General features: G+C 39.5%; 3 protein-coding genes. All 3 read right to left on the bottom strand.

What is annotated here, in order from left to right:
• Nucleotides 1-480: molybdopterin-dependent oxidoreductase (locus C1642_RS19355; RefSeq protein ID WP_228153873.1), on the bottom strand; the 480-nt coding region annotated here is incomplete at its 3' end.
• 149 nt (nt 481-629) lie between these two features.
• Nucleotides 630-1,259: a molybdenum cofactor guanylyltransferase gene (gene mobA, locus C1642_RS12885; RefSeq protein WP_001032654.1), complete on the bottom strand. Its 630-nt coding sequence runs from the start codon at nt 1,257-1,259 to the stop codon at nt 630-632.
• A partial coding sequence (locus C1642_RS19350; protein WP_228153872.1) for a molybdopterin dinucleotide binding domain-containing protein occupies nt 1,256-2,606 on the bottom strand: 1,351 nt, incomplete at its 5' end. The genes mobA and C1642_RS19350, both read right to left, overlap by 4 nt.

Raw genomic sequence — 2,606 nt, 5'->3', positions numbered from 1 at the left:
ATGGCAAGCCTGACTACCGAACAGGCGGCCATTGAGCCAGAAATCACCTGTTTTTTCTTGGGCAAGTGAGTTATATGCATAATAACTTTTCATAGCCAATAAAAGTTGTCGGCCATAAGCTGCACCGAGGTGGTTACCCTGTCCACCGCCCCCAACCGAAGCAAAAGCAGTACCACCAAATTTATCTCTAATCTGAACCAATTGATCGGCAATTTCTTGTATCGCTACATCCCAACTAATTTCTTTAAATGAACCATCTGGCTGGCGTTTTAAAGGTGCGGTCAAACGGTCTGCATGTTTCTGGTAATGCTGTAATCTTGCGGCTTTTTGGCAAATGTAACCTTGAGAAAATGGATGCTCAGGATTACCTTTAATTTTGACAAATTGGTTATCTTTAATTTCTACGCTCAAACCGCAGTTTCTCGAACATAAGATACATGCGGTCACATCTGTTTTACTTTGCTGAGCTGCGTCCATCATTTTTCTGGCTCCGTTTATTTTTATACATCTGCTAGAATGAAAATAACAAGTTCCAAAATAGAACTTAAATTCTAAACAGTCAATAACTCAAAATTTAAAAAATGATTTCAGATTATCAATGTAAATTTTAAATCGATATGATTGAAGTTCTAATTTGTCGAAAAAATCTCTTTAAATGCTTTAATTTGTTTGTATTGTTGAAGTTCATCTAAAGAATTAATGCTATGGAAAAATAAGTTCTGCTTTTGAAAAATGGCTACTTGTGCATGTAAAAGTTTAAAGCAATTTTTTAAACTCAATTGTTGCTTATCAATTTGCTGCTCTAGAACCTCTAGACTTTCACGTTTTAACAAACAAAATGGGTATAAAGCATCTCCGTTAATTGAAACGTAAGCTGCCTGAGCCTGTTTATTTTTACGAAGAGCGCTGTGTAATTTCGCAACGACTTGCGTAGGTATATAAGTCACATCACAAGGAATAAACAAAACATAATCTGCTCGTACATGAGACCATGCGCTTTTCATGCCCATAAGTGGGCCGAAAAAACCGGAAGCATCATCTTGAAAACATTTAATATCAGGCACAATACTTTGATAAATCGAATAATCACGATGACTATTTACCCAAATTTCAGATACAGAAGACTTTAGTTTTTGATGAATTTTGAGTAGTTGCGTATCGCCATCAAATTGCTGCAATAGCTTATTTAAACCATTCATACGGCGGGCTTGTCCACCCGCCAGAATGACCAGATCAGTTATGGGATATCCCTTATTCACACTTCTACCTCTTGCTGGCAAGCTTTAATTAAGCCACGGATTTCAGGTAAACATGATCCACAATTGCCACCAGCTTTTAAACAAGCAGTGACCTGTTTTTCATGGGTAATGTTTTGTGTTTTTATTGCTTCGATAATTTTATTCTTACCTACTTTAAAACAACTACACACCAAAGGCCCATCATTATTGGTAGCCGACATTGGCATACCTGCTAGTAAAGCTTTACGGTGCAAGGCGCTCAAACGTTCTCGTTTAAACAGACTTGCTACCCAGTCACGGTCTGGCAATAAATCTGGCGGTGCAATATATAGACTTGCAATTACAATGCCATCTTTCAAAATAACGCTATGGCTCAGCTGTGAAGAAATATCTTCTATGCTTAACCATTCAAAGGTTTCATCAGCAAATGGCAAAAAGCTTTTCAGATTCTTTTGAGTATCATGAAAAGTTTGGCGGTCTGCAAGTTCATATCGATTGGTTTTCACCATTTTGACTTTAGTCCACCATGCACAGTGATGTAGCGATTCTTGAATGTGCGAATCGTATCCTTCACGAATATAGAGCACGCCTTGCCAAGTGGTATAGAACGGCTGAATAGTTACAGGCGTATGTTTGAACTCGGGCTCACCTGAAATTGCATCAACTTCTGGATTAACGACTTTACCAATACGGGCGTCGGATGCGACCTGTTCAGTCCAGTGAATCGGTGCAAAAATTTGCCCACGACGGACACCTGATGAGAATGTCACGCGCAGTACACAACTGCCCCATTTCGAACGAACTTCTACCAAGCCTTGATCACGCACACCAAACTTCAATGCATCACTCGGATGAATCTCACAGAATGGTTCAGCACGATGACTGGTTAAATTTGGCGACAAACCAGTACGGGTCATGGTATGCCATTGATCACGAATACGCCCCGTGTTCAAAATGAGCGGATAATCTTCTGAAATTGCATGTACCGGATTAATTGCAACAGTAGGAATCAATTTTGCCTTAGCATTTTTGTGACTAAACTGGCCCTTGCCAAACAGTTGTTGAACGGCTTTAGCGTCTTGTTTTTTATCCCATACTGGCCATTGCACTGGTTGTAGAGCGTCGTACTCAGCAGTACTTAGGTTCATTAAACCTTTTAAGTTGAAATAACGGAACGTATCAGTTTGCTCACGTGTATTGATGTCAGCATTATCTTGTGCTGACAAAGCCGCATGTTCATTAAAAATATCAACAGCACTATTAAAGTCAAAACCTTTAAAGCCTAATTTTTTCGCAACTTGGCTCACTGACCACCAATCCGCTTTTGCTTCACCCGGCGCAGGTAAAAAAGCACGTTGACGTGAAATA

Origin of the sequence: Acinetobacter sp. AKBS16 (genome assembly GCF_002899995.1) — a bacterium.
GTDB classification, from domain to species: domain Bacteria; phylum Pseudomonadota; class Gammaproteobacteria; order Pseudomonadales; family Moraxellaceae; genus Acinetobacter; species Acinetobacter baumannii.
The sequence above is the reverse complement of the archived record's forward strand: the minus strand, read 5'-3'. Positions and strand labels throughout refer to the sequence as shown.